The 21,944-nt window shown below is 67.7% G+C and carries 15 protein-coding genes; all 15 read left to right on the top strand.

Going from position 1 to position 21,944, the window contains the following annotated elements; genetic code table 11:
* Positions 1 to 7: 7 nt before the first annotated feature.
* The 15 genes from BOQ54_RS18540 (at position 8) to BOQ54_RS18610 (ending at position 21,934) form a co-directional block, all read left to right on the top strand.
* Complete coding sequence (locus BOQ54_RS18540) at positions 8 to 2,254, top strand: glycosyltransferase (protein WP_071924699.1); 2,247 nt, start codon at positions 8 to 10, stop codon at positions 2,252 to 2,254.
* Positions 2,251 to 3,090: a class I SAM-dependent methyltransferase gene (locus tag BOQ54_RS18545; RefSeq protein ID WP_055458603.1), complete on the top strand. Its 840-nt coding sequence runs from the start codon at positions 2,251 to 2,253 to the stop codon at positions 3,088 to 3,090. The genes BOQ54_RS18540 and BOQ54_RS18545 overlap by 4 nt, the downstream gene beginning before the upstream one ends.
* Entirely contained in the window at positions 3,087 to 4,337 is a 1,251-nt protein-coding gene (locus BOQ54_RS18550) for a glycosyltransferase family 4 protein (RefSeq protein ID WP_071924700.1), read from the top strand. The genes BOQ54_RS18545 and BOQ54_RS18550 overlap by 4 nt, the downstream gene beginning before the upstream one ends.
* 16 nt (positions 4,338 to 4,353) lie before the next feature.
* Positions 4,354 to 5,151, top strand: coding sequence for a hypothetical protein (locus BOQ54_RS18555; protein ID WP_063188773.1), 798 nt, complete (start codon positions 4,354 to 4,356; stop codon positions 5,149 to 5,151).
* A gap of 37 nt (positions 5,152 to 5,188) precedes the next feature.
* Complete coding sequence (locus tag BOQ54_RS18560; RefSeq protein ID WP_055458600.1) at positions 5,189 to 7,366, top strand: glycosyltransferase family 2 protein; 2,178 nt, start codon at positions 5,189 to 5,191, stop codon at positions 7,364 to 7,366.
* Between the two features lie 2 nt (positions 7,367 to 7,368).
* Positions 7,369 to 8,730 (top strand): glycosyltransferase family 4 protein, encoded by a 1,362-nt coding sequence (locus BOQ54_RS18565; RefSeq protein ID WP_055458599.1) that lies wholly within the window; start codon positions 7,369 to 7,371, stop codon positions 8,728 to 8,730.
* A 40-nt stretch (positions 8,731 to 8,770) separates the two neighbouring features.
* Positions 8,771 to 9,958 carry a polysaccharide pyruvyl transferase family protein gene (locus BOQ54_RS18570; protein WP_055458598.1) on the top strand — a complete coding sequence of 396 codons (1,188 nt, stop codon included), beginning with the start codon at positions 8,771 to 8,773 and terminating at the stop codon, positions 9,956 to 9,958.
* Complete coding sequence (locus BOQ54_RS18575; RefSeq protein ID WP_063188769.1) at positions 9,958 to 11,172, top strand: hypothetical protein; 1,215 nt, start codon at positions 9,958 to 9,960, stop codon at positions 11,170 to 11,172. Before BOQ54_RS18570 ends, BOQ54_RS18575 begins: the two co-directional genes overlap by 1 nt.
* Positions 11,173 to 11,222: 50 nt before the next feature.
* The gene (gene galE / locus BOQ54_RS18580) at positions 11,223 to 12,218 is read left to right on the top strand and encodes a UDP-glucose 4-epimerase GalE (protein WP_071924701.1); all 996 of its coding nucleotides are present in this window, start codon (positions 11,223 to 11,225) and stop codon (positions 12,216 to 12,218) included.
* 189 nt (positions 12,219 to 12,407) lie between these two features.
* Positions 12,408 to 15,335, top strand: a complete 2,928-nt coding sequence (locus tag BOQ54_RS18585) for a PAS domain-containing protein (protein ID WP_083586069.1) — start codon at positions 12,408 to 12,410, stop codon at positions 15,333 to 15,335.
* Positions 15,336 to 15,569: 234 nt separating this feature from the next.
* The gene (locus BOQ54_RS18590; protein WP_071924703.1) at positions 15,570 to 17,438 is read left to right on the top strand and encodes a TRAP transporter large permease subunit; all 1,869 of its coding nucleotides are present in this window, start codon (positions 15,570 to 15,572) and stop codon (positions 17,436 to 17,438) included.
* Between the two features lie 38 nt (positions 17,439 to 17,476).
* Entirely contained in the window at positions 17,477 to 18,484 is a 1,008-nt protein-coding gene (locus BOQ54_RS18595; RefSeq protein WP_071924704.1) for a TRAP transporter substrate-binding protein, read from the top strand.
* 169 nt (positions 18,485 to 18,653) lie between these two features.
* Positions 18,654 to 19,457: an SDR family NAD(P)-dependent oxidoreductase gene (locus BOQ54_RS18600; protein ID WP_055458592.1), complete on the top strand. Its 804-nt coding sequence runs from the start codon at positions 18,654 to 18,656 to the stop codon at positions 19,455 to 19,457.
* 3 nt (positions 19,458 to 19,460) lie between these two features.
* Positions 19,461 to 20,318, top strand: a complete 858-nt coding sequence (locus tag BOQ54_RS18605) for an IclR family transcriptional regulator (protein WP_055458591.1) — start codon at positions 19,461 to 19,463, stop codon at positions 20,316 to 20,318.
* Positions 20,315 to 21,934, top strand: a complete 1,620-nt coding sequence (locus BOQ54_RS18610) for an acyl-CoA synthetase (RefSeq protein WP_071924705.1) — start codon at positions 20,315 to 20,317, stop codon at positions 21,932 to 21,934. Before BOQ54_RS18605 ends, BOQ54_RS18610 begins: the two co-directional genes overlap by 4 nt.
* Positions 21,935 to 21,944: the final 10 nt, after the last annotated feature.

The raw sequence follows: 21,944 nt of genomic DNA on the forward strand, positions 1-21,944 counted from the left end.
TGAACGGATGGCGTTGCTTGATGTCGACGAAAGGGCTGCCGAGCCTGCCGAGGCCGGGCATCCGAGAGTTTTTCTCCTTGATCGCGAGGTGCTTCTGCTCGCATGGGACGTGGCGAAGGCGGTTGATGCCGTGGTGCCGCTGTCCGTCGCAGGTGGCCTGTCGATCGCACCGACGGCTTCGCTGCGCCTGACGCTGGCCGAGGGCGGCACACGCCTTCTGTGGGCCCTGCGCCGGCCGGCCGGCATGCCGCTGAACATTTGCCTGTCCGCGAGCGCTCCCGGCGAGCGTGTGGACATCGCGATCGGCGCGCAGGAGGCGGTTGCCCCGGCCGATGCGGCAAGTCTGCTGGGTGGCCTCGACGCCGCGGGCCGCCTTGCTCTACTGTCCGCGCTCCTCAGTCTCTGGCCGTCGTTGTTCCGCCTGCGGCGCAGCCGCGCCTATCTGCGGCTGCTGCGCTCGCTGCTGCAGGCGATGGCGCCCAATCCGCCGGCTGCCGTCATCCTGGCCCGCGCCGCCGATGATTTCGTTCTCGTCGAAACGATGCTGGCCGCCGGCTTCGGCCGGATCGATGCCGCCTATGCCGTCAGCGACCGAGGTCTCTGCAAGCTCGAAGGCGTGCCGCATTGCGCGCCCTTGCGGCGGGACGGCCGCCAGAGCGTGCACTGGCTGGCCGGCGATGCCGCGCTCTCCGGGCCGGGAGCCCTCATCGTGCTGACAGGGCCCGACGGCATGAGCGTGCGCGCGCTGACGCAGGCAGGTACGCAGCCGCCGACGATGGTGCGCTGGCTGCGCGAGAAGGCGCAGGGCGCGCCCGGCCTGCGCGAGCATCTCCTACGCGAGCTCTCGGAGCGGTCCGAGGCGGGACAGGCCATGGCGCTCGAAGCGCAACTGCGCGCCCCTCTGCAACCGCGTCGCGTCACGGGCGGGGGCGCCACACCGTCGGCCGAGATTGCCACCGCGCTGGCGACGGCCTCCGGCACGCTCGTCACCGGTTGGTATCGCGATCCGAGCGACCTCGTTGCCGGCATCGAGGCCGTGACGGGCAACGGGCCCCAGGATCTGACACCGGGCCTTCACCGCTTTCCCGTCGACATCGAGGGGCCTAGCGAGGATATCCGCCTGCGCGCCACCGGCTTCGCGGTGCGGGCGCCGGCCTTTCAGGGCGCCGTGCCGCTGCTGCAGCCGCGCTTCCGGCTGCGCCTCAAGTCGGGCGCCTTCCACGATCTCGTGCCCGGCCCGCAGCCGGTCGATCCGGCCGAGCGCCGCGCGGCCGCCCTGCGGGCCGTGCCACCGCAGCATGTGAACGAAGCGGTTCTGGCCGGCACCATCGCGCCGGTGATCGAGCGGCTCCACGCCGAGGCACGCGGTCGTATCGGCGAACCATCCGTGGTGATGATCGGGCGCCCTCTGGCACGGCCCCGGGTATCTGTTGTCGTGCCGCTCTATCGCGTGCTCGATTTCCTGCGCTTCCAGATCGCCGCCTTCGCGGCCGATGCGTGGTTCCGCGACCATGCGGAGCTGATCTATGTGCTCGATTCGCCCGATCAGGCGCGGGACGTGGAGCATCTCCTCACCGGGCTGCACCTCGTCTATGCGCTGCCGATGAGGCTTGTCGTCATGGCGCGCAACGCCGGCTTCGCGCGGGCCTGCAACACGGGCGCCGCCGAGGCGCGAGGCCCGGTCCTCGCCATGGTCAATTCGGACGTGGTGCCGACAGCGCCCGGCTGGCTACCGGCGTTGGCGAAACGCCTCAACGGGCGCCGCGGCATCGGGGCTGTCGGCCCGAAGCTGCTCTTCGAGGACGACTCGCTTCAGCATGCGGGCATGTTCTTCTCGCAGGACCATCGCGGCCGCTGGCTCAACCAGCATTTCCACAAGGGCTTGCCGCGCGATTATGCGCCGGCCTGTAAGGAGCGTATCGTGCCTGCCGTGACCGGCGCCTGCCTCGTCCTGCCGCGCCCGCTTTTCGACGACGTTGGCGGCTTCACCGAAGACTACGTCATCGGCGATTACGAGGACAGCGACCTGTGCCTGAAGATCACGGCGCGCGGGCGGCGCATCCTCTATGCGCCTTCGGTGGAGCTCTACCACCTCGAGCGCAAGTCGATGAAGGAGAGCGCCGACTACATGCGCGGCATCGCCTGGCAATACAACTGCGCCCTCCATACGGCGCGCTGGGGCGATCTCATCACCGACATCATGGAATCCCGCGGCAGCCGTCGGCGCCGGCGGGAGAGGAGCCTTTGTGCATGACAGCCCAGATTGCCCACCGCATTTCCTCGCGCGATGCCTCACCGCTCACGGCGGCGGAGGAGGCGCGCCTGACCTGGCTGACCGGGTCGGTGCTCAACAACCGTTTCCTGCCCGCGCCGCCGCCCGAGAACGTCTTCGTCGGCGACGGCGACTACCGCGCCATCGGCGCCGAGTTCCTCGGCCATTTCGTCCGCCTCGGCGGTCTCAAGCCCTGCGACAGGGTGCTCGACATCGGCTGCGGCATTGGCCGCATGGCCGTGCCGCTGACGCAATATCTCGACAGCGACGCCGTCTACGAGGGCATTGACCCGGTGGGCGAGGGCATCGCCTGGTGCACGCAGACGATCACGCCCGTCTATCCCAATTTCCGCTTCTGCCGCCTCGACGTGGCGCATCCCCTCTACAACCCGGAGGGGCCGCTTGCCGGCGAGGACGTGGTGCTGCCCTTCTCTGACGGCAGCTTCGACTTCGCCGCCATGGTGTCGGTGGCCACCCACCTGCCGCTCGCCGAGATCACGGCCTACATGCGCGAGGTCGCGCGCCTGCTCGCGCCGGGCGGGCGCTTGTTCCTCACCGCCTTCATCGTCACGCCGGGTGACCATGCGCGGGACGGCGCCCGCCCGCGCTTCCAGCGCGGCGAAGAGGCCGGCACTTGGGTGGCCGATCCGGAGGCGCCGCTCGGGGCCATCGGCTTCGATTCCGGCCTCGTCGAGAATGCGGTCGAGACCATGGGCCTGCGCATCGAGCGCGTGAGCCTCGGCCACTGGCGCGGCGGCACCGACGCGCCGCATTATCAGGACGTCATCGTGGCGAAGAGCCCGGGGGCACCCGCATGAAGGTGCTCGTCGTCGCGCACAACCATCCCGACTTCCATCCCGGCGGCACGGAGATCTTCGCGCACGACCTGTTCCTGAGCCTGAAGGAGCGGGGGCTCGAGGCCCTGTTCCTGGCCGCCACCAACCGCATCCACCGCGATCCGCGGCCGGGCACGGCCTTTCAGGGCCTGCCGGGGGCGAGCGACGAGGTGGTGCTGTGGAGCGGCCATTTCGACCGCTTCTACATGAGCCAGACCGATACCTATGGTGTCGTGCCGGACCTCAAGGGCCTCATCGAGAGCTTCCGGCCGGACGTGGTGCATATCCACCACCTCCTGCTCGTCGGCGTGGAGTTCATCGCCCTCGTGCGACGCCTTCTGCCCGAAACGCGCATCGTTGTGACGCTGCACGACTATTATCCGATCTGCGCGCATGACGGGCTGATGATGCGCACGAAGGAGCGCGAGCGCTGCGACGCGGCCTCGCCGCACCGTTGCCATGGCTGCTTCCCCGAGATCGGTGCGGACCGCTTCCTGCTGCGCGAGCGCCACCTGAAGACGCACTTCTCGCAGGTCGACCTGTTCATTGCGCCGAGCCGCTTCCTCAAGGAGCGCTACGTCGCGTGGGGGCTGCCGTCCGGCGCGATCGAGGTGGTCGCGAACGGCCGGCCGGCGGTGCCGGCTGCCGCCCATCGCTCCTCCCCCGACGGGCGGCGGCCGGTTTTTGGCTATTTCGGCAACTTCAATCCGTGGAAGGGTGTGACCGTGCTGCTGAAGGCGGCGGCGCGGCTCGCGGACCTCGATGGCTTCGCGCTGCGCCTGCATGGCGGGGCGCCGTTCCAGGCCGAGCACTTCGTGGCGGAAGTCGACGAACTCGCCGCCGCCGTGGAGCCGCATGTGGTGCGGCTCGGCCCCTACCGCCGCGACGAACTGCCGGCCCTGATGGCGGCCGTCGACTGGGTGGTGATGCCCTCGATCTGGTGGGAAAACGCCCCGCTCGTCATCCAGGAGGCCTTCCGCCACCGCCGCCCGGTCATCGCGAGCGGCATCGGCGGCATGGCCGAAATGGTGCGCGACGGTTTCGACGGCCTGCTCGTGCGGCCGGACGATCCGTCCGCGCTCGCCTCGGCGATGCGCGAGGCGGCGGAGACCCAGGGCCTCTGGGATCGGCTCGTCGGAGGCATCGCTGCGCCGCCGGATATCGGCGAGGTCGCGGACCGGCACATCGCCCTCTACAGCCGCGCCGGCCGTATGGCCGACGCCGCCTGAACGAGGAGAAAGCCTCATGACTGCTGCGCAAGCAACGACAGAACGACCAGCGCCCCAGTCGGCGACGCCCGCGCCCGAAGCGGCCGCCAATCTCGCCGCCGACATCAACGGTCGCATGGATGCCATCGAGGGATCGCGTCTGTTCGGCTGGGTATGGGACCGCAATCGCCCGCTGGAGCGACTGCAGGTCAAGGTGCTCATCGCCGGGCGCCAGGTGTTGTCGACGGTGGCCGACAAGCCGCGGGTGGACCTGCGCCGCAACGGTGTCGGCGACGGCGCCCATGCCTTCGAGGTCGATCTGCCGGAATTCGTGCTGCACCATATCGACCAGCTGTCCATCATCGCCACTTCGCCGTCGACGGGCCAGGAGACGGCGCTGCGCATGCCCTCGCAGGACGAGCGAGCGGCGGAGGCGGCGATGAACACGCCACTCGGCCGGGTGCTGGATCAGCTCGACGTTCTGATCGCGGCCCAGCGCCGTTCGCAGATCATCCAGCGCGAGGCGGCCGAGGCGCTGCGCATGACGGCCGAGCAGGTGGAGAAGATGTCCTCCAATGAGGAGGGCATAGGCGCCGCCGTCGAGCTCGTACGTGCGAGCCAGGCCGAGCTGACGCGCCGCGTATCGGACATCGAGGTGTTCCTCATGCGCTTCGACCGTACGCTTGCCGATTTCGACGAGCGCATCCGCGACCTGACGCACACGGCCGACCGACCGATGCGCCGCGCAGTGGCGCTGCTCGGCGCGCTCAGCCTCGTGGCCGCTGCGTCGTCGATCGCGGTGCTGCTGGTCCTCGTCGGGAGGATGGGCGCGTGAGGCGGGTCTGGCACGTTCGATCAGGGGGAGAGGATCAATGACCGACCAGGCGGACCTGCCCATCGACGGCGAGACGGCGCTCGCCGCGCCCATCGGCGAGGAATTCGTGCTTGTCCTCGGCGTGGCCGATGCCATGCCTCAGACGCTCCAAGTGCTGCTCAACGGCGACCCGGCGATGTGCATGGAGGCGACGGTCGTCTCCTGGCGCCGGCCGGGCGCGCCGTCCGACGCCGCGGTCGGATTCGTGGCCGCCATACCGCTGCAGATCAACGGGCGCCTGCGTCTCGGCTCCGTCGTCATGCGGCGGGCGGGGCGGCCGGCGCGCTTCACGCTGATGCGCCGCGCGCTGCCGCTGCCGCGGCTGCTCCACCTCATGGCTGGCGATGCGGGCGACGCCTTCGCCGAGGCTGTCGACGGGCTCATCCAGGCGCTGATGGCGGGCAAGGGCAGTCAGCGGCGGCTCGCCGCGGCGCTCACCATGCTGCAGGTCGCGGCGCGCAACGACGGTTTCGTCGAGGTGATGGGTGCTCTCGATACGGGCGAGATCTACCTGCAGGGATGGTCCACCGAACTGCCGGCGGATGCGACGCGCCTGCTCGTCTCGCACGAGGGCTTCCTCGTCGGCGATTTCGTCGCCGCGACGGTGCCGCGCGAGGACCTCGGTGGGAACGGCCGCGGCTTCGTCGGGCTGCTCGATCCAGGCAAGGTGCCCGTCGAGGCGGATGCCTTCGAGCGCCTGTTCTTCCGGGGTGCTGAGGGCTGGCGCGCGCTCGACATCTACGAGCGGCGCGTGCTGCTCGCTTCGACCGACGTACCCGCGCACATCCGTGACGTGTTGCCGCGCGCCGAGGCGAGCCCCGAGACGCTGCGACAGCTGCGCCGCGCGGCGCAGCGTTTCGATGGCCGCGACACCGTTTCGGCACTGCAGAAGCCGATCCGCCTCGGCATGGACATGGTGGCGGAGGTCCCGGGCGGTGGCATGCTCGTGTCGGGCTGGATGCTCGATCCAGACGGGCTCGTCGACACGATCGCATTGCGCTGCGGCACCATGGCCGAGGGCATCAATGGCACTTGGACGCGCCTGCCGCGACCGGACGTGACTCATGCCTTCCAGAACGATCCGCTCTTTGCCGGGCGTGTCGATCCCGCACGTCACGATCACGGCTTCCTCGCCTTCGTGCCCGGCGTCTCGGCGAGCGACGGCGCCCCAGCCTATTTCGAGCTGGCGATCGGCGAGGACACGATCGCCTTCTACCCGCTGACGGTCACGCGCGGCCTGTCGCGCCGGGCGCTCGAGCGCCTGATGTCGGCACTCGATCCGCACACCGCGACCGCGTCGGTCGCCATCGAGCGCCACATCGGGCCGATGCTGCAGGCCATGGAGCGGCCCGCGCCGCGGGTCGTCGAGACGCGCGACTTCGGCTTCGACGAGGCGGCGCCGCTGGCGCTCGTCGTCGGCGCCGCCGGCGAGCCGGAGGAGGCGGCGGTCGCCCTCTGCCTGCTGGCGCTCGATCCGGAGACGCGCAACGTCCCGATCATCCTGTCCGTGCCCATCGGCCATGCCGACCGCATCGGCGCCGACGCGCAGCGTCTCGCCGGCTTCTACGGGCTGCGCCTCAGGCTCGTCGTTGCGGAGGGCATCGAGGACATGTGCGACGCCTTCGAGGCGGCCGTGGGCGCCACGAGCGCCGAGACGCTCGCCTTCCTTTCCGCCTCGGTGCTGCCGCGCGAGGCCGGCTGGCTGTCGCGCATGGAGCGCGCCTACCGGGCCCGCGGCGGCAAGGTGCTCGTCAGCCCCACCATCGTCTTCGAGGATGATTCCATCCGCTTCGCGGGAACGTGGCTCGAGACCGAGGATGGCGAGCGGCGGCTGAGCGACCGCTACATCGGCTATCCGCGCGACGTGGTGCGCAACGCCGAACCGAGTGACGTCGTCGCCGGTACGGTGGCCTGCTGCATGCTGCCGCGCGCCGCCATGGAGGCCGTCGGGGGCTTCAACCGGTCCTATCTCGGCGCCACGGAAAAGGGACGTGACCTGTGCCTGCAGCTCAAGCTCGCCGGCACGCCGTCCATGTGGCTGCCGGAGGTCGAGATGATCGCTGCGGAAGAGAACGCCGGCGCCATCGCGACACCGTGGCAGAAGCTCGCCCAGCGTGCCGATAGCTGGAGCTTCAACCGCCGCTGGTCGCTCCTTGTCGCCAACATGCGGGGGTGAAGATGACCGATCGTTCGAGAGCCGACCGTCAGACGCCGCGTGCCGCGAACCATCCGCTGCGCGTGCTCGTCGTCTCGCATGGCCACCCGAGCTTTTCGCTCGGCGGCGCCGAGATTGCATCCTACAACCTGCATAAGGGGCTCAACCGCATCGATGGCGTCGGCTCGCGCTACCTCGCCCGCGTCGGCCATCCGGTCGCGCGCCACGGCGCGACGGCACTTCTGAGCCTGCGCCAGAAACAGGGCGAGATCCTCTACCACGCCGACGAATACGACCATTTTCTGCTGTCGAACCGCAATACGGAGGAGATCGAGCGCGATTTTCTGCGCGTGGTACGCGATCTCAGGCCGGACGTGGTGCATTTCCACCACTTCATCGGCCTCGGCCTCGAATGCCTCTATGCCGTCCGGCAGGCACTGCCCGAGACCTTGATCATCGTCACCTTCCACGAGTTCCTCTCCATCTGTCACCACCACGGGCAGATGGTGAAGACCGGTGGCGCCAAGCTCTGCAACCGCGCTTCGCCGGCGGATTGCAACGCCTGCTTCCCTGACATCTCACCGGCCCGTTTCCTGCGGCGGGAGCATTTCGTGCGGGGCCTCCTCGACGTTGCGGACCATTTCGTCTCGCCGAGCCGCTTCCTCGTCGAGCGCTATGTCGACTGGGGGCTTGACGCCTCGCGCTTCACTGTCATCGAGAATGGGCTCGACATCGCCGAGCCTGCGCCGCCGCGGCCGCTGCCGGCGGGCGGGCGGCGCTGCCGCTTCGCCTATTTCGGCCAGATCACGTCCTTCAAGGGCGTCGACGTCTTGCTCGATGCGGTCGGGCGGATTCCTGAAGCGGTGTGGGGCGAGGATGCCCAGCTGATGATCTTCGGCGGCAACCTCGAGCGCCAGCCCAAACCCTTCCAGGAGAAGATCGAGGCGCTGATCGAGCGGGCCGGCCCGCGCGTGCGCTTCTACGGCGCCTACCAGAACAGCGAGATGCCGCGCCTTATGCGTTCCATAGACTGGACGATCATCCCCTCCATCTGGTGGGAGAACTCGCCCATCGTCATCCAGGAATCCTTCTTCCACGGCCGCCCGCTCATCTCGAGCAACATCGGCGGCATGGCCGAGAAGATCACCGACGGCGTCGACGGCCTGCACTTCCGCGTCGGCTCGTCGGAGGACCTCGTCGACCGCATGGTCGAGGCGCTGACGGACGAGACCCTGTGGGAGCGGCTGCGCGCGCGCATCACCCGCCCCATCGACTACGAGGAATGCGCGCGGCGCCACCTCGATCTCTACAACGCCGTCGCCGCGGAGCGCGCCGCGACCCGGGCCACCGCCGCGGTGCCCTCGGCGGCGGCGCGCAGCGCCTGAATTGTCCATCGTAACGCCACAGGTGAAAGGGAGAGGTCCTATGGCAAGAATTCTCGTGATGATCCCCTCGGGAGAGGTCTACGATCACGACTGCGTCCGCTGGTACCGCTACAAGGATGTTCAGGCGCACATCAACCATTATCATAACATCGGCGACGCCTTCGTCTTCGATTCCTCGCTGAAGCTTCTCAACTACGAGAAGCTCGACGTGCTGCAGATCGCCAACCCGAACCTCGACGACATCGACCGCATCAACCGGGAATACGACTACGTCTTCCTGCGCGGTTCCAACTACGTGCACAAGGACATGAAGTGGAGCCGCACGCTCGAGGTCCTGCAGCGGCTGAAGATCCCGGTCATCGCCTTCGGCATCGGCGCCCAGGCACCGGTCAAGGGCAAGATCGAACTGTCCGACGAGACGAAGACCGTGCTGCGCATGATGGCGGATTCCACCACCTCCATCGGCGTGCGCGGCGCCTATTCGGCGCAGGTCCTGTGGGACATAGGCATCCGCAACGTGCGCATCGTCGGCTGCCCCACGGCCTTCCGCCGCAACGACCCGAACCTGGCGATCACCCTGCCGCCGCTGGAGAAGGTGAAATACGCCGGCATCACCATGCGCCGTGAGGTCTCGCCGGCCTATGCACAGGACATCAAGCGCTATCTCACCTTCCACCGCGACCTTGTGAAGTCGCTGGCCCAGCGCTTCGACGTGGTCCTGATGGCCCAGGGCGAGGTCGAAGAGAAGAAGATCGTCTTCGGCACGCCCGAGCAGAAGGAGGAAGCCTTCGAGGCGCTGCGGGCCAACAAGTGGGTCTCCGAGTGGTATCTCGACGAGGTGATGGAGAAGCTGCACCGCGAGCGGCTGTTCTATTCCGACGTCGTTGCCGACTACGAGGCGCTGGTGCAGCAGAAGGATATCGTCCTCGGCTACCGGCTGCACGGCAACCTGATGGCCCTGTCGAACGGCACTCCATCCATCTACTTCACCTACGACAGCCGCACGGTGGAATTCGCCGAGACGTATCAGATCCCCAGCTTCGACGTCTTCTCGGGCAAGGACTTCGTGCTCGAGGAATACTGGGACCAGTCGCTGTTCGACAAGTTCAACCGGGCCTATCATCACACCTATCGCGAGATGCGCCAGTTCCTCGTCGAGAACGGCGCCGACACCAAGATGGTCGACGTCATGCAGAAGACGCCGGAGCCGGCGCGCAAGGTGGCGTGATGGCGGCCAGCGCGAGGGGGGTAGCCACCGCTGTCATTGCAGGAGCGCTCGCGGGTGCGATCGCGACCGGGCTCATGCCCGGCGCGGCCCGCGCACAGACCTCCGGCGGCTATTCCCTCGCGCCGACGGGGCCGGTCGAGACCGTGTTCGACTGGTCCCGCGACGCCTGCGTCAAGAGCCACGTGCCGGACGCTCCGGCACGGGCCTTCCGCAATGCGGACGGTGAGGTGCGGCTGATCATCAGCCACAACGACAACCGCGCGCTGCTCGGCCCCAGCCTCGATGCGGTGGTGCCGAGCTGCGCGGTGATCTACGAAGCCAACCGCTCGCCGAAGCTCGCCGCCTTCGACGACCTCAGCTGGATCAGCAGCGTTTATACGGGCGACGGGCGCACGGTCTATGCGCTGGCCCACACGGAACTGCGCGGCGAGCGCACCCCGGGCCAGTGTCCGGCCGGCAAGTACAGCGCCTGCCTGCTCAACACCGTCACCGGGCTCGTCTCGCGTGACGGCGGCCGCAGCTTCCGGCCGGAGGGGGAGGGCGGCCCGCCCGTCGTGGCGACCTTGCCCTACGACTTCCCGACCGATCGCAAGGCGCGCGTCGGCTACGCCAATCCGACCAACATCATCAAGCGCGACGGCTGGTACTACGCCTTCATCTTCGCCGACGGCTACCGGGCGCAGAAGCGCGGCGCCTGTCTCATCCGTACGAAGAACCTTGGCGATCCGGCGTCTTGGCGGGCGTGGAACGGGCGCGATTTCTCCGCCCGCTTCGTCGATCCTTTCCGCGACGAGGTGACCGATGCCGACGCGCACACCTGCACGCCAGTGGCGACGCGCATCATCGGCCGTATGATCGGCGGGCTCGTCACGCTGCGCGATAGCGGCGAGGTGATGGCGGTGTTCGGCGACAAGCGCAAGATGCCGGACGGCCGCGTGGTCGAGGGCTTCTTCACCTCCACCTCGCGCGATCTCATCGAATGGAGCGAGCCGCGGCTCGTCATGGCGGCCGAGCTCCTGTGGGACAAGTCGTGCGACGAACGGCACGCCTATTTCTACCCCTCGCTCATCGACCCCGATGCGAAGACCTTTTCCTATGAGGATTTCGGCGAGCGCGGCTATCTCTATCTCACGCGTTATCAACTGAGAAACTGCAAGGTCACGTGGGATCGGGATCTCGTCCGCGTGCCGGTGGAACTGAAGCGCGGTGGCTGATAAGGCCGGGCAGGACACATGCAACGACGGATGATCTCAAGAGGGTGGCGATGACGGTTCTGGTGACAGGCGGTGCGGGCTATATCGGCAGCCACATGGTACTCGCCCTGCGCGATGCAGGGCGCGAGGTCGTGGTCCTCGACAACCTGAGCACCGGCTTCCGCTGGGCGGTGCACCCCGAGGCCGCCTTCGTCGAGGGCGACTGCGGCGACGAGGCGCTGCTCGGCAAGGTGATCCGCGAGCACGGCGTCGATGCCATCGTGCATTTCGCGGGCTCCATCGTGGTGCCGGATTCGGTCGCCGACCCGCTCGGCTACTATCTCAACAATACGGTCAGGTCGCGCGCGCTCATCGCCGCAGCGGTGGCGAACGGCGTGCCGCGCTTCCTCTTCTCCTCGACCGCCGCCGTCTACGGCGATGCGAAGGAGAGCCCGATCATCGAAGCGGCGCCGCTCGATCCCGTCTCGCCTTACGGCACGTCGAAGCTGATGACCGAGATGATGCTGCGCGACACGGCGCGGGCGCATCCGCTGAAATATGTCGCGCTGCGCTATTTCAACGTGGCGGGCGCCGACCCGGCCGGTCGCTCCGGCCAGTCGAGCCCGCGCGCCACGCATCTCATCAAGGTCGCGACGCAGGCGGCGCTCGGCGAGCGCACGCATCTCGATGTCTTCGGCACGGACTATCCGACGCCGGACGGCACCTGCCTGCGCGACTACATCCATGTGAGCGACCTGGCGCGGGCCCATGTCCTCGCCCTCGACTACCTCGCTGCCGGGGGCGAGAGCACGGTGTTCAACTGCGGCTACGGGCGCGGCTATTCGGTGCTCGAGGTCATCGAGGCGGTCAAGCGCGTCTCCGGCGTCGATTTTCCGGTCAACCATGTGCCGCGCCGGGCCGGTGATCCCGCCGCGCTCGTGGCCGGTGCCGGGCGGATCCGCGAGACGCTCGGTTGGAAGCCGGAGTTCGACCACCTCGACACGATCGTGGCACATGCGCTCGCTTGGGAGCGCAGTCTCGCGGCCCGGCGGCAGGCCGCGGAATAGGCGACGGATCCCATCTTGCGCCGTGCGCAACAGACTTAAGTGTTGCTTCACGTTTTTCCTGCTGACCTAATGCCTAAATCGAGGGCAGCGGGCCCGGCGACGGTCGACGGCAGTCCGCCGTCGGCACGGGCGGGTGGCCGTGCGGGTGCGGTAACGGCCCCGGCTCGGCCGGGGCGGTGAGACGTCGAGATGCCGAGAAGGAAACGCCGCCTGGCGCGGCGGGTGCCATCCGCGAGCAATGCCTGGTCGGCTCCCCGTCTCAGGCGGCAGGTCAACGACCTCTCGCGGCGGTTCGACAGGATCATCAACGGCACGCCGCAGATGCTCTGGACGAGCCGCGCCGACGGCAAGGGAGATGCCTTCAACAAGGCCTGGCACGATTTTGTAGGCGTCCCGCCCGGCACGATCACGTCGGACAACCTGGCGCAATGGATCCATCCGGACGACCGCGCCAGGGTCCGACGTGCGTGGCGGCGGGCCTTGAGCGCACAGGACGGATACGAGATCGACTATCGCCTCCGGCATCACTCCGGCGCCTATCGATGGGTGACGTCCCGCGGCGCTCCTACCTACGACGCCGATGGCCGGATGGAGGGGTGGCTTGGGACGACGATCGACATAGACGACCGCAAGAAGGCCGAGCTGCTGCTCGCGCTGAACGCCCAGCGCTACCGCGCGCTGCATGAGACGAGCGCCATGGTCCTGTGGATCGCCTTACCGGACGGGCGCGTGACCGAGCAATGGGGCTGGGCGTCGGTATCGGCGCAGGAGGGCGACGACTTCCGTGATTGGGGCTGGCTCGCGGCGGTCCACCCCGAGGATCGTCAGCGGGTCATGGCGCGCTGGCAGACGGCGCTGGCCGGCGGGTCTGTCTATGATGCCAGTTTCCGGGTGCTGACGCGCAGCGGCGACTTCCGCTGGGTCGAGGCACGGGCCGTGCCCGTGCGGGATGCTGACGGGGCAATCCGCGAGTGGGTGGGCAAGCTGTCCGACATCCACGAGCGTATGGAGGCAGAGGAATCCCTGCGGGCCAGCGAGGAGCGGCTGCGCCTCGCCGTCGAGAGTACCGCGCTCGGCATCTGGGATGCCGATTTCGTCACCGGCAGGCGTGAATGGAACACGCAGGCGCGCGCCATCCTCGGTCTGCCCGACGAGATGCCGGTTGATCGCGATTCCTTCCGCGCGCGTGTTCACCCGGACGACCGCGAGGAGGTCGAGCGGCGCTTCTTTGTCGACAGCCCGGCCGACGGCTCCGTCTATCGCGGCGAATACCGGATTCTGCGGGCGGACACGGGTGAGGAACGATGGGTGGCGGCGACGGGACGCACCGTTGTTGACGGTCGCGGGCGGCCTGTCCGCAAGATCGGTACCGTTCGCGACATCACGGAGCGGAAGAGGTCGCTGCAGGCGCTCAGTAGCAGCGAGCGCCGCCTGAGGCTGGCGCTGCAGGCGGCGCGGATGATCGCCTGGGAACAGGATCTGACGACGGGTTTCGTCACCCGCAGTGAAAATGCGGTCGGCATATTGGGGATCGGCTCTGGACCGGTCGAGGAGATCCTCGCCTGCATTCACCCCCAGGATCGGCAGCTCAGGCGCGATTTCCTGCGCTCGCCCGATTGCGGCGACACCATCGAAATCCGCTACCTGCGGCCCGACGGGCAACGCCTGTGGCTCGCCATCCGCGGCGAGCGGGTGGGGAACGACCGCCTCGTCGGCGTCACCTTCGACATTACGGCGCAGAAGCAGGCGGAGGAGGAGGCCTGGCGCATGGCGAGCCTCGATGGCCTGACGGGTCTCAGCAACCGCGCCTCGTTCCAGGAGACGCTGGAGCATATCTGCAGCGGTATGTCCGGTGCGGCCTCGGCCTTCAGCCTGCTCCTCGTCGATCTCGATCATTTTAAGGACGTCAACGATACGCTCGGCCACGATGCGGGCGACCAGTTGCTGATGGAGGTCGGTGCCCGCCTGCGCCGGGCGGTGCGCGCCGGCGACGTGGTGGCGCGGTTCGGCGGCGACGAATTCGCCGTTCTGGTGCGTGAGCCGCCTGCCGCCGGCTGGGCGGAGAAGCTCGCCGAGCGCATCCGCACGACGCTCCTCGCGCCCTTTGCAACCCGTGGGCGGACGTTCGCGACGCGGGCGAGCATCGGCATCGCGACCTTTCCCGACGACGGGGCGAATGCCAAGGATCTGCTGAAGAGCGCCGACATCGCGCTCTATCGCGCGAAGGCCGAGGGCCGCAATCGCTTCGTCACCTATACGCCCGCCCTGCGTGCGGCCGTGGAGGAACGCATCGCGCTCGTCGAGGACGTGCGGCGCGGCCTCAGGGCCCGCGAGATCGTGCCCTACTACCAGCCCAAGGTCTGCCTCGCCTCCGGGCGGATCGTCGGCTTCGAGGCGCTGGCGCGCTGGAATCACCCGGATCGCGGCCTGCTCACCCCGGCATCGTTCAGCGTCGCATTCGAGGATCCGGAGCTGTCGCGCGCGCTCGGCGAGCAGGTCCTCGCCTGCGTCACCGCGGACATGCGCCATTGGCTCGATCATGGCCTCGCCCCGGTGCAGGTTGCGGTCAACGTTTCACCGGCCGAGTTCAGCGATCGCCGCCTCGCCTCCTCCATCATGGAGATGCTCGACAGGCGAGGAATACCCGCCCGGTGGATCGAGGTGGAGATCACGGAGGCCGTCTTCCTCGACCAGATGCTGGCCGACGCGGCGGCGACGCTGCAAGAGCTCCACGCCGCAGGCTTCTCCATCGCCCTCGACGATTTCGGCACTGGCTACGCATCGCTGAGCCATCTCAAGCGTTTCCCGATCGACCACATCAAGATCGACAAGAGTTTCATCCACGAGATCGAGCGCAACGAGGACGACGAGGCGATCGTTTCGGCGGTGATCCACCTCGGTCATCGCATGAAAATGCAGATCACGGCCGAGGGCGTCGAAACGCTCAGCCAGGCCAGCCGGCTGCATGAGCTCGGCTGCGACAATGCGCAGGGCCATCTCTACGCCGGGGCGATGAGCGCCTGTGACGTCACGGCCTTTCTGACGCGCCTGCCGGGCGACGAAAGCCGTGCTGCTCCGGGACGCCGCGGGCCGGCGGCGCGGGCCGGTGGCGGCTGATCCCGAGGCGGGCCAAGTCTGGCGAGGGCGTCCGGATGGGCTCAAGCCCACCGGACGGATGTTGTAAGTCCACGATACGGACCTTCCGCGCTGCAGGATCAGTATTGCCTGCCTCGCCATTCCGTGCGATGACTGCTCTCCTACGCCATCAAAAATCATAATGTGGAACCACGTGCCGCCTCGCCGTCATCAGGGCGGGTGGGCCGGAGAGGAAAACGGGAGGAGGCGCGCAGGATGGCTGCCGCGAACAACGACTCTTTGGTGCTCGAGACGCCGTCGGAGGTTGTCGATGCGCGGCCGGGCTCGCGCCTGATGTGGCCGGTCGAGTTCGTGGCGTCGGTTCTGCTCGTTGCCGTCGTCGGCCTGCTCCTTATAGGGGTCGTGTCGCGCTATGTGCTGTCGCTGCCGATCGTGTGGATCGATGAAGCGGCGTCGATCTCGTTCCTCTGGCTTGCCATGCTCGGCGCGGCGATCGCCATCGACCGCAACGAGCACCTGCGCCTGACGCTCTTCCTCGGCCTCATGCCGGAGAGGGCCAGGGCCTTTGTCAGCACGCTCGCGCTCGTCATCGTCGCCGCCGTCCTCATGGCACTCATCATGCCGGCGGTCGAATATGTCGAAGAAGAATGGTACGTCACTTCGGCGGCGCTCAACATCCCGATGAGTTTCCGCGCTTCGGCGCTCGTCGTCGGGCTCGTGCTCATGTTCGCGCTCGCGGTTGGCCATGCGGTGCGGGAATCGACGCTGCCGAACCTTGCCGGCGCGGTGGCGCTCGTCGCTGCCTTCGGGCTGCTCGGCTGGCATTTCTCGCCTTTTTTCCTGTCGCTCGGCTATCTGAACATCCTCATCTTCCTCGTCTGCGTGGTCGCCTTGTGTCTTCTTGCCGGCGTGCCGATTGCCTTCTGCTTCGGCATGGGGACGATCGCCTTCATCCTCTTCAGCACGCATGTGCCGGTGATCGTGCTCATCGGCCGCATTGACGAGGGCATGTCGAGCCTCATCCTGCTCTCGGTGCCGGTTTTCGTGCTGCTCGGCTGCGTGCTCGACGCGACCGGCATGGGCAAGGCCATCGTCGAGTTCATGGCCTCGCTGCTCGGGCACGTGAAGGCGGGCATGTCCTATGTCCTGCTCGGCTCGCTCTTCCTCGTCTCCGGCATCTCCGGCTCCAAGGTGTCCGACATGGCGACGGTGGCGCCGGCGCTGTTCCCGGAGATGAAGCGTCGCGGTCACAAGCCGCGCGAGATGATCGCGCTGCTCGCCACGGGTGCGGCGATGGCGGACACGGTGCCGCCCTCGATCGTGCTCATCGTGCTCGGCTCGGTGGCGGGCGTCTCGATCGCGGGGCTGTTCACGAGCGGATTTGTCATTGCCATGGTGCTGCTCGTCGTGCTCGCCGTGCTGGCGCGCATCAAGGCGGCGCGCGAGAACATGGAGGGGGTCAGGCGCGCGCCACTGGCCGTCGTCGGCAAGGCGCTCGTCGTCGCGGCGCCGGCGCTCGTCCTGCCCTTCCTCATCCGCGGCGCGGTCGGAGGCGGTGTCGCGACGGCCACCGAAGTTTCCACGATCGCGGTGCTCTATGCCATCGTCATCGGCATCGTGCTCTATGGCGGCATCAGCCTGCGCAAGTTCTACAGCATGCTGGTGGAGACGGCGGCGCTCTCGGGCGCCATCCTGCTCATCCTCGGCACGGCCTCGGCCATGGCCTGGGCGTTGACCCAGACCGGCTTCGCCAACCAGCTCGCCGGCTACATGACCAACCTGCCGGGCGGCTGGTTCTCCTTCATGCTCGTCAGCATCGTGGTCTTCCTCGTGCTCGGCTGCGTGCTCGAGGGGCTGCCGGCGATCGTGCTGATGGCGCCGATCATGTTCCCCATCGCCGCAAGGCTCGGCATCAACGACATCCACTATTCCATGGTCGTCGTGACGGCGATGAACATCGGCCTCATGGCGCCGCCCATCGGCATCGGCTTCTACATCGCCTGCAAGATCGGCGACGTGTCGCCGGACGAGGCCATGTCGGCGATCTGGCCCTATCTCGGTGCGCTCGTCGTCGGGCTCTTGCTGATCGCGGCCATTCCGGCGCTGTCGACGGCTTATCTTTGAAAACATTAAGAAGACGTCCAATCAGGAGGAAACGACCCATGAAGATCTCTCGTCGCGCAATGCTTGCGGGCACCGCTTCGGTGGCCTTTGCCGGCTCCTTGAAATATGCCGGCGCCCAGACCGCCGAGTTCAACTACAAATACGCCAACAACCTGCCCGTCTCGCACCCGATGAACGTGCGCGCGCAGGAGGCTGTCGCGAAGATCCGCGAGGAGACGGGCGGGCGCGTCTCGATCCAGATCTTCCCCAGCAACCAGCTCGGCGCCGACACGGACATGCTGAGCCAGGTGCGCTCGGGCGGCGTCGAGTTCTTCACGCTGTCGCCGCTCATCCTGTCGACGCTGGTGCCCAACGCCTCAATCAGCGGCATGGGCTTCGCATTCCCCAACTACGACGCTGTCTGGCATGCCATGGATGGCGACCTCGGCAAATATGTGCGCGGCGAGATCGAGAAGGCCAATCTCGTCGTCATGGACAAGATCTGGGACAACGGCTTTCGCCAGATCACGAGTTCGACCGGGCCCATCAACACGGCCGACGATCTCAAGGGCTTCAAGATCCGCGTGCCGGTGAGCCCGCTGTGGACCTCGATGTTCAAGGCCTTCGAGTCGGCACCGGCGAGCATCAATTTCGCCGAGGTCTATTCCGCCCTGCAGACCAAGATCGTCGACGGGCAGGAGAACCCGCTCGCCATCATCGCCACCGCCAAGCTCTACGAGGTGCAGCAGTACTGCTCGCTCACCAACCATATGTGGGACGGCTTCTGGTTCCTCGCCAACAGGCGCGCCTGGCAGCGCCTGCCGGAGGACCTGCGCACCATCGTGGCGAAGAACCTCAACGATGCGGCGGTGAAGGAGCGCGCGGATGTCGCCGCCCTGAACGCCTCGCTGCAGGAGGAACTGACCGGCAAGGGCATGAAGTTCAACAAGCCCGAGCCCGACTCCTTCCGCAAGAAGCTGCGCGACGCCGGCTTCTATGCGGAATGGAAGAGCAAGTACGGCGACGAGGCGTGGGCGATCTTCGAGAAGGCGATCTCGCCAGCGTAACCGGTCTGGAGCAGGTCTCTCAAGGAGCGACGGGCGCTAGTCGCACCATGAGGGTAGGCTTCTTCCTCCCCTCGCAGGCGAGGGGAGGTGAAGACCTGCGTCGGTCCGTGTCGTGCTCGTCGCGGCGGGCCGGCAAAGGCGAAGTTCATCACAAGGGAAGACATCGACCGTGGCCGATCGACTGAAGGGAAGATGCGCGATCGTCTTCGGCGCCGGCTCGTCCGGCCCCGGCTGGGGCAACGGCAAGGCCACCGCCGTCGCCTTCGCCCGCGAAGGGGCGAGGGTTGCCTGCGTCGATCTTGCCGAGGCGGCCGCGGCCGAGACGGCGGCGATCATTCGCGCGGAGGGCAACGAAGCCATCGCGCTTGCAGCGGACGTGACGAGCCTCGCGTCGGTCGAGACGGCGGCTGCCGCCGCGATGGAGGCGTTCGGCGCCATCGACATCCTGCACAACAATGTTGGCGTCACCCACATGGGCGGCCCGGTCGAGCTTGACGAGGAGCGGTTCCAGGCCGCGCTCGACCTCAACATCGGCTCCGTCTATCGCACCGCCAAGGCCGTGCTGCCGCACATGTTGACGGGTGGCGGCGGCGCCATCGTCAACATTTCCTCGCTCGCGGCCATCCGCTACGTCGGCTATCCGTATTTCTCCTACTATGCCACCAAGGCGGCGGTGAACCAGGCGACGGTGGCCCTCGCCATGCAATATGCCCGGCAGGGCATCCGCGCCAATTGCATCATGCCCGGCCTCATCGACACGCCGATGATCTACAAGCAGATCTCCGGCCAGTACGGCTCGGTCGAGGAGATGGTGGCCGCCCGCAACGCGCTCGTGCCGACCGGCCGCATGGGGACGGCCTGGGACATCGCCGCCGCGGCCGTCTTCCTCGTCTCCGACGAGGCGCGCTTCATCACCGGCGTGTGTCTGCCGGTCGACGGCGGCCAGAGCTGCGCCGTCGGACCGATGTCCTGAGCCATGGCCCTCGCGCTGTCCCGTGATCGCGACCAGACCGGGGCGCAGAGCGTCGACAGGGCGCTTGGCCTGCTTTCGATGGTCGGGCGCCACGCCGACCGGGGTGCCTCGCTCACCGACATTGTCGAGGAGAGCGGCCTCAACAAGCCGACCGCGCGCCGCCTGCTGCTCGCGCTGATGCGTGCCGGCCTCGTCGAGCAGGACGAGACGAGCCGCCGCTACTACCTTGGCGAGGAGGCCTATGTGCTCGGCTCGCTGGCCTCGCGGCGCTTCGGCCTGCTGCAGGTTGCCATGGAAAGCCTGACGCGGCTGTCGAAGCGCACGGAGGATTCGAGCTTCCTGTCGGTCCGGCGCGATACCTTCTCCGTGTGCCTCTACCGCGAGGAGGGCACCTATCCGGTGCGCACCCATGCGCTGCAGGCTGGGTTCGAGCATCCGCTCGGTGTCGGTGCCGGCTCGCTCGCCATGCTCGCGGCCTTGCCTGACGAGGAGGTGGAGGCGGTGCTGGCGGCGAACGAGTCCGTGCTCAAGGCGAAATATCCCATGCTGCCGGCATCGCGCATACGCGAGGGCGTGGCGGCGACCCGCGCCCGGGGGTTCGCGCTCAACCCCGGGCTCATCTTCGCCAATTCCTGGGGCATCGGCATGGTGGTGCGGGGTCCCGACGGCCGGCTCGCCGGAGCGCTGTCGATCGCAGCTATCGACAGCCGCATGCAGCCCGAGCGCCAGAGCGAACTTGCCGGCTATCTCGCGCTCGAGGTGCGGGTGGTCGAGGAGCGCCTCGCCCAGATGTTCGCGACCCGCGGTTCGCCGCGCGGACAGGCCGCCATGAGGAATCAGGTCAGGAGATCGCCACGATGACGATGACGCCACCCGGAGGGGTTGTGCCCTGTTCCACGCGGGTGATGAACCTCTCCCATTTCCTTACCCAGACGGCGCGGCGCAATCCGGACGACATCGGTTTCGTCTGGCGCGAGCAGCAATGGACCTGGCGGGAGATGGAGGCGCGGGTTGACGCCATGGCGGCGGCCCTGCGCGACCGCTTCGGCCTTCGCAAGGGCGACCGGGTCCTCATCCAGTCCGCCAACTGCAACCAGATGTTCGAATCGATGTTTGCCTGCTTCCGCCTCGGTGCGGTATGGGTGCCGGCGAACTACCGCCAGTCGCCGGAGGATGTCGCCTATCTCGCCAAAGCAAGCGGCGCGCGCGGCCTCATCTGCGGCGCAGGCTTCCCCGACCATGCGCACGCCTGTCGCGAGGCGGCGCCGGATCTTGCGTTCACCATCGCCATCGGCCCGGCGGACTTTGGCGAGGATTACGACGCCCTCGTTGCGCAGCACCTCGGCCGGACGGTGCCGAGCGTTGCGGTGGAGCGAGACGATCCGTGCTGGTTCTTCTACACCTCTGGCACCACCGGGCGCCCGAAGGCGGCCGTGCTCACACACGGTCAGATGGCCTTCGTCATCACCAACCATCTGTGCGACCTGATGCCGGGCACGACGCGCGAGGATGCGTCCGTCGTGGTCGCGCCCTTGTCGCACGGGGCGGGTGTGCACCAGCTCGTGCAGGTGGCGCACGGGGCGAAGACCATCCTGCTACCCACGGACAAGCTCGACGTGCCGACCGTCTGGCGGCTCGTCGAGGAATGGCGGGTGACGAATCTCTTCACGGTGCCCACCATCCTCAAGATGCTGGTGGAGGACGAGAGCGTCGGCCGATTCGACCACTCCTCGCTGCGCTACGTCATCTATGCCGGCGCTCCCATGTACCGCGAGGACCAGAAGAAGGCGCTCGCAACGCTCGGGGTGGTGCTCGTGCAATATTTCGGCCTCGGCGAGGTGACGGGCAACATCACCGTGCTCCCGCCGGTCTACCACAGTCTGGAGGACGGACCGCAGGCGCGCATCGGCACCTGCGGATTCGAGCGCACGGGCATGCAGGTCGAGATCCAGGACGATAATGGCAATCCCGTCGCGCCGGGCGAGACGGGTGAGATCTGCGTCATCGGCCCGGCCGTCTTCGCCGGCTACTACGACAACCCCGAAGCCAACGCCAAGGCCTTCCGCAACGGCTGGTTCCGCACCGGCGATCTCGGCCATATGGCCGAGGACGGCTTCGTCTACATCACCGGCCGCGCGTCGGACATGTACATCTCCGGCGGGTCGAACATCTACCCGCGCGAGATCGAGGAGAAGATCCTGCAGCATCCCGACATCGGCGAAGTCGCGGTGGTCGGCGTGCCAGACCCGCTGTGGGGGGAGGTGGGCTATGCCGTCTGCGTCGCCCGGCCGGGCGTCGCGCCCGAGAGCCTCGGGCTCGACCGGTGGCTGGACGGCAAGATCGCCCGCTACAAGATGCCCAAGCGCTTCATCTTCTGGGAGGCCCTGCCCAAGTCGGCCTACGGCAAGATCACGAAGAAGATGATCCGGGAGGAGCTGGAGCGGCGCGGCGAGATCGCCAGCAAGGCCCCAGCGTGAGGAGGGCGCG

This window comes from Chelatococcus daeguensis (genome assembly GCF_001887265.1).
Classification (GTDB): Bacteria; Pseudomonadota; Alphaproteobacteria; order Rhizobiales; family Beijerinckiaceae; genus Chelatococcus_A; species Chelatococcus_A sambhunathii.

Coding starts and splice junctions, on each gene's coding strand:
- BOQ54_RS18540 (WP_071924699.1), top strand. CDS start 8: ATGGCGTTGCTTGATGTCGACGAAAGGGCTGCCGAGCCTGCCGAGGCC.
- BOQ54_RS18545 (WP_055458603.1), top strand. CDS start 2,251: ATGACAGCCCAGATTGCCCACCGCATTTCCTCGCGCGATGCCTCACCG.
- BOQ54_RS18550 (WP_071924700.1), top strand. CDS start 3,087: ATGAAGGTGCTCGTCGTCGCGCACAACCATCCCGACTTCCATCCCGGC.
- BOQ54_RS18555 (WP_063188773.1), top strand. CDS start 4,354: ATGACTGCTGCGCAAGCAACGACAGAACGACCAGCGCCCCAGTCGGCG.
- BOQ54_RS18560 (WP_055458600.1), top strand. CDS start 5,189: ATGACCGACCAGGCGGACCTGCCCATCGACGGCGAGACGGCGCTCGCC.
- BOQ54_RS18565 (WP_055458599.1), top strand. CDS start 7,369: ATGACCGATCGTTCGAGAGCCGACCGTCAGACGCCGCGTGCCGCGAAC.
- BOQ54_RS18570 (WP_055458598.1), top strand. CDS start 8,771: ATGGCAAGAATTCTCGTGATGATCCCCTCGGGAGAGGTCTACGATCAC.
- BOQ54_RS18575 (WP_063188769.1), top strand. CDS start 9,958: ATGGCGGCCAGCGCGAGGGGGGTAGCCACCGCTGTCATTGCAGGAGCG.
- galE (WP_071924701.1), top strand. CDS start 11,223: ATGACGGTTCTGGTGACAGGCGGTGCGGGCTATATCGGCAGCCACATG.
- BOQ54_RS18585 (WP_083586069.1), top strand. CDS start 12,408: ATGCCGAGAAGGAAACGCCGCCTGGCGCGGCGGGTGCCATCCGCGAGC.
- BOQ54_RS18590 (WP_071924703.1), top strand. CDS start 15,570: ATGGCTGCCGCGAACAACGACTCTTTGGTGCTCGAGACGCCGTCGGAG.
- BOQ54_RS18595 (WP_071924704.1), top strand. CDS start 17,477: ATGAAGATCTCTCGTCGCGCAATGCTTGCGGGCACCGCTTCGGTGGCC.
- BOQ54_RS18605 (WP_055458591.1), top strand. CDS start 19,461: ATGGCCCTCGCGCTGTCCCGTGATCGCGACCAGACCGGGGCGCAGAGC.
- BOQ54_RS18610 (WP_071924705.1), top strand. CDS start 20,315: ATGACGATGACGCCACCCGGAGGGGTTGTGCCCTGTTCCACGCGGGTG.